Here is a 4,766-nt window from a genome sequence, read left to right as displayed (position 1 = left end):
CCATAAACCCGGTAGCAGATATTTCACGCTCTCTTCCAGACCGGTTTTTTAACTCCAGAACAATAAATTTTATGGGAGAATCCTTGTCCACGAAAGTAACCAGATGTGATTCAATACCAGTGATGATGTTTGGAATTCACTTATTCAGGTTCAGAAATATTGGAAAGAAGTTTTGGGTGCGGTTCAGGTGGAAACTCCTGATAAGGCACTAAATATTTTAGCGAATGGTTGGCTGATGTATCAGACAATAGCTTGTCGGATATTCGCCAGGAGTGGATTCTATCAGTCTGGAGGTGCCTTTGGATTTAGAGACCAGCTACAGGATGTGTTGGCAGTATTAAATACGCAACCCAGTCTGGCAAGAAAGCAAATATTGTTAAGTGCATCAAGGCAGTTTGTGGAGGGTGATGTGCAGCATTGGTGGCATCCTCCTGAAGGAAGAGGTGTCCGGACACGTTGCTCTGATGACATGCTGTGGTTGCCTTTTGTGGTTTCTCGATATATTGCTGCCACAGGGGATAAAGATCTATTGAATGAAACCGTAGGTTTTCTGGAAAGCCGGCCACTTTATCAGGAGGAGGAATCCTTCTATGATCTGCCTGCTAGTGGAAACTTTTCTGCTTCTTTATATGAGCATTGTGTCAGGGCTATCAGGCACAGCCTTCATTTTGGGGAACATGGATTGCCCTTTATTGGGTCCGGTGATTGGAACGATGGCATGGACCGTGTAGGCATCAAAGGCAAAGGAGAAAGTGTCTGGCTGGGATTTTTTCTTTATGATGTATTGGAGCGGTTTAATCCAGTGGCGATGGAATATGGAGATACCCAATTTGCTGAATATTGCAAAAATGCAGCTCATAGGCTGCAATCCAATTTAGAAACTGGGGGCTGGGATGGAGAGTGGTACCGACGTGCCTATTTTGATGATGGGAGTCCCCTTGGTTCAAAAGAAAACGAGGAATGCAGGATTGATGCCATTGCGCAAAGCTGGTCAGTCCTTTCCAGTGCAGTAAGTGAGCAGCGGCAGCAGACGGCCATGGCCTCACTTGATCAACATCTGGTCAGGAGAGATATGAATCTGATCCAATTGTTGGATCCTCCATTTGATAAAAAAGGTCCAAATCCCGGTTATATCAGAGGTTATGTTCCCGGTGTCAGAGAAAACGGCGGTCAGTATTCGCATGCAGCGATCTGGACCCTGATGGCATTCGCACAACTGAAGGACAGGGAAAAGGTATGGGAGTTGTTCAGCATGATACAACCAATAAACCATGGATCAGATTCGGGGAAAAGTCAGGTTTATAAAGTTGAGCCATATGTAATGGCAGCAGATGTATATGCAAATATTTCCCATAAAGGGAGGGGAGGTTGGACTTGGTATACTGGTTCATCAGGATGGATGTACCAGTTTATAACAAGCTCATTAGTAGGACTGGACCTACAAAATGATCATTTACAGTTCAATCCGTGTTTTCCTCTATTTTGGCCTTCTGTTACTGTACATTACCAATTTGGCCAATCAACTTATAAATTCACCGTTTTCCAAGAAGAAGGTGAAGAGGGTTCTAGGTGGAAAATGGGAGATAAACAAGGAATTGGAAACGTTTTTCCTTTGACTGATGATGGAAATCATCATGCGGTGACTGTTCATGTCCAGATTACAAAAAATAGCATGACTTAAAAATAAAGTAATTCCTGTATTATGCAGCAGGAAGTTCCGGTGATTTGGATGATTGAATCAACGCTCTTGAATGACTATTGCCCCAAAGGGGCAATAAAATTTCGGAAAATCAGTCAAGCTGCCTTACAAAAAATTCAAAGGTTAACAAAGTTGAAAAATGGCTAAAGTCCAATCCATCTTCCAGCTTTATGGAAACATTATAATTTAGTCCAATTATAGAAGTTTCATAAACTTTAGATACAAATTCCCTGCCTGCTGGCAGGGATTCTTGTCGAGGCTATTAATAAAAAAACCGACTATCATACGTCGGTTTTTTTTATGTCAAGACAATCTCACCTCAATTACCCTCTCTCTCTTCCAAGCTTTCTTCAAATTCCTCTTTCAATCTTTTTTCTACTTTAAGATCAGTGAAGACTGCCTGGACAAATTGTTCATCTTTGACAAAAAGGTTTATCCTTCTTTTTCCGTCTATTTTATAGTATACCTTTCCCTGAGTGGGATGATTGATCAATTTGAAATCTTCTCCATACCATTCTTTGTATTTTACAAGTAACTTTTCCAAAAGGCTGTCTGCCCAATATTTTTTGTTCCATGGTGCCCATGCTATATACGAGTAGGTTACTGGCATTTCATAAACCTTGTTGTCAATAAAAGTTGGAAAAAAGCGCATGCTGACCTCATTGTCAAAATCGTTCTTTATTCTATATTCCACATTGGTACTACCACCTGATCCTTGGGTAATGATCTGCTTTCTATTGAGTTCGGCACACAGGTCAAAGAAATTCTTTTGGTCCATACCTAAATGAATGCCAAAGAACAAGCTGTCTGTTTGGCTGATTTTGTCCTCCCCAAACTTAAAGGAAGGCGAGTCACACGCCTGCATACTGATCATCCATCCAATGATAATTACTGTTGGGATATTGTTTTTCAGCACGCTATATATAGAATGGAACATTCTTTTTAAACTAAAATTCATTATGATTTGATCGTTTTGGAATGAAGTTCAAGTATATGATTTTTCATAAATACTTCAATCGTTCCGGTTAATTTTCTCTTTTTATTGAGGATAGAAAATAAAAAAGCAAGCTGAAATAAACATCTCAGCTTGCTCTATAAATTGTTGAATTAGTTTTTAATTATAACCTGGGTTTTGAGTCAATCTAGGATTGGCTAATAACTGTGGATCGGGAATAGGGAACAATTCCCAATGGCTACCTGGAGCATGGACTCTCTTTGGACGGTTCATTCCTTGGAACGGCCACCAAGCTTCCCCATACTTTTTGAATCTGATCAGATCCTGTCTTCTGGTCATTTCTGCAAACTTTTCTCTTCCCATTTCATCAAATAGATTTTGTTCGGTGAGTGTAGTATATGGATTAAGATTTCCTGCTCTCTCCCTGATTTGATTTACCAACGCAAGGGCTTCGGCAGTTTGTCCAAGTCTGAATTTGGCCTCTGCCAAGGTAAGGATTGCATCTGACAATCTGAAGATCACAAAATCATTGCTCATGTTATCAGTACCACCTCTTTCAAATTCATATTTACCAATTCTGGCTCCAGCTTGCCTCAAACCTCCCGGCGAAACTTCATTTAGGAAAGGCATGAATGTAATTGGAGGACCATCCGGGTCATTAGCTTCTACACCCGGATCTTCCAATCTCGACCCATCAGCTCTAAATTGGGGACCAACCAAGAAATTGGTCAACCTTCCATCAATTGTACCTGGTGTTCGTTCCTGTGCTAAACCCTTCCAAACCAGCCCTTGTACCCCCGGATTTCTCACAGGATCAACATAGGAGTTATAAAATTCCTCCACGGTCTGAAAACCGTTCCATGGTTGTTGGGTTAAGTTGTAGGTTGACTGACTGGCAATATGCAAGGTCATCATCACCCAATTAAATCCTCTTGCGAAAACTTTGTCATAAGGATAGACAAAAATATTTTCTGTTGAATTTATATTGTTGATTATAAAGTTATCCCGATAAACTGGCATCAAGCTGTATTTTCCAGAGTTAATGATCTCTTCTGCATCAGCAGCAGCCAAAGCCCATTGTGCTGTTCCGGTGTAAACCTCCGCATTGAGGTACATCTTCATCCGGATCATCAAACAAGACCATCTGGTCATTCTTCCAGAAGTAGAAGCATCCTTTGCAACTGGCAATAAAGGAATGATCTCATTTAATTCGGTGAGGATATAATTATAAATTTCCTGCCTAGGTCTAGTCGCAGGAGATTCTAAATCATTAAAGTCAGTCACTAAAGGTACATTCCCAAAAGCATCCATTGCCCAATAATAGTACAATGCCCGCAAAGCCCGCAATTCTGCTATAAATGTCGTAGCAATGGGATTGGTTGATCCTTCAAAAGTGAATATCAACCTGTTACAGGTATTGATACCTCCGAATAGAAAATTCCACGAATTTTGGAAAAAGGGATTATCAATTTGAAAGTCATGTTGGTGCAATTGAAGCCACTGACCCCCATCAAACCAATCACCGCCTTTATGGGAGACCACTATTGCATCTGAGGATATTTCATTGATGGACCAAAGACTCCCACTATTCCCTATACCACCCAAAGAACTGTAGGCAGCACCCAATGCCGAAATAAATTCCTCCTCGTTCTGAAAGAAATCTTCCGCTAAGACTTGACTAAATAATTGTTCCTCCAAATCAACACAAGAAGTTGAGAAGAAACTCATTCCCAGGCCAATCAGGAAGTATCGTATGTTTATTAAATTTTTCATAGATCTTTATTTTTTAGCTTAGAAACTGATGTTTAAACCAAGAGTGGTGATAGTAGTAGTGAAATACGTTGCTCTACGCTCGATACCTGGTGCCAATGGATCATTATTCGACTCTGTATCCACATATCGAACTTCTGGATCAACTCCTGTATATCCAGTAAACATAAATGGATTCTGCACAGCTAAGAATGCCCTCAATCTGGAAACATTTCTGCCTTGTCCTAGATTAAAATTATATCCTAGGGTAGCATTATCCAAAACCACGAAATCTGCTTTCTCAACATGGCTGCTGTTATATTGGGCAACTTTAATAGATGGGTCATAATATTTGGTATTCAC

Annotated in this window: 4 protein-coding genes and 1 pseudogene; 1 reads left to right on the top strand and 4 read right to left on the bottom strand. The window is 40.4% G+C overall.

The window, feature by feature from the left end; translation table 11 throughout:
• Positions 1-91 (bottom strand): hypothetical protein (locus ACEW8O_RS00390; RefSeq protein WP_373492636.1); only part of this gene is annotated, 91 nt, incomplete at its 3' end.
• Between the two features lie 51 nt (positions 92-142).
• On the opposite strand from ACEW8O_RS00390, the gene ACEW8O_RS00385 reads away from it, so the two are divergent.
• The gene (locus tag ACEW8O_RS00385) at positions 143-1,681 is read left to right on the top strand and encodes a GH36-type glycosyl hydrolase domain-containing protein (RefSeq protein ID WP_373492635.1); all 1,539 of its coding nucleotides are present in this window, start codon (positions 143-145) and stop codon (positions 1,679-1,681) included.
• A gap of 337 nt (positions 1,682-2,018) precedes the next feature.
• Here the strand turns inward: ACEW8O_RS00385 and ACEW8O_RS00380 are convergent, their stop codons facing one another.
• The 3 genes and pseudogenes from ACEW8O_RS00380 to ACEW8O_RS00370 form a co-directional block, all read right to left on the bottom strand.
• A complete protein-coding gene (locus tag ACEW8O_RS00380) occupies positions 2,019-2,636 on the bottom strand; it encodes a hypothetical protein (protein WP_373492634.1) in 618 nt (205 codons plus the stop codon).
• 177 nt (positions 2,637-2,813) lie between these two features.
• Positions 2,814-4,427, bottom strand: coding sequence for a RagB/SusD family nutrient uptake outer membrane protein (locus ACEW8O_RS00375; protein WP_373492633.1), 1,614 nt, complete (start codon positions 4,425-4,427; stop codon positions 2,814-2,816).
• An 18-nt stretch (positions 4,428-4,445) separates the two neighbouring features.
• Positions 4,446-4,766 (bottom strand): annotated as a pseudogene (locus ACEW8O_RS00370) (SusC/RagA family TonB-linked outer membrane protein); the annotation flags it as partial.

It is taken from the genome of Aquiflexum sp. (genome assembly GCF_041749095.1).
In the GTDB taxonomy this organism is placed as follows: Bacteria; Bacteroidota; Bacteroidia; order Cytophagales; family Cyclobacteriaceae; genus Aquiflexum.
The sequence above is the reverse complement of the archived record's forward strand: the minus strand, read 5'-3'. Positions and strand labels throughout refer to the sequence as shown.

Bases quoted from the DNA above. Each gene is read 5' to 3' on its own strand.
- ACEW8O_RS00375 (WP_373492633.1), bottom strand. From the start codon at position 4,427: ATGAAAAATTTAATAAACATACGATACTTCCTGATTGGCCTGGGAATG.
- ACEW8O_RS00380 (WP_373492634.1), bottom strand. From the start codon at position 2,636: ATGTTCCATTCTATATATAGCGTGCTGAAAAACAATATCCCAACAGTA.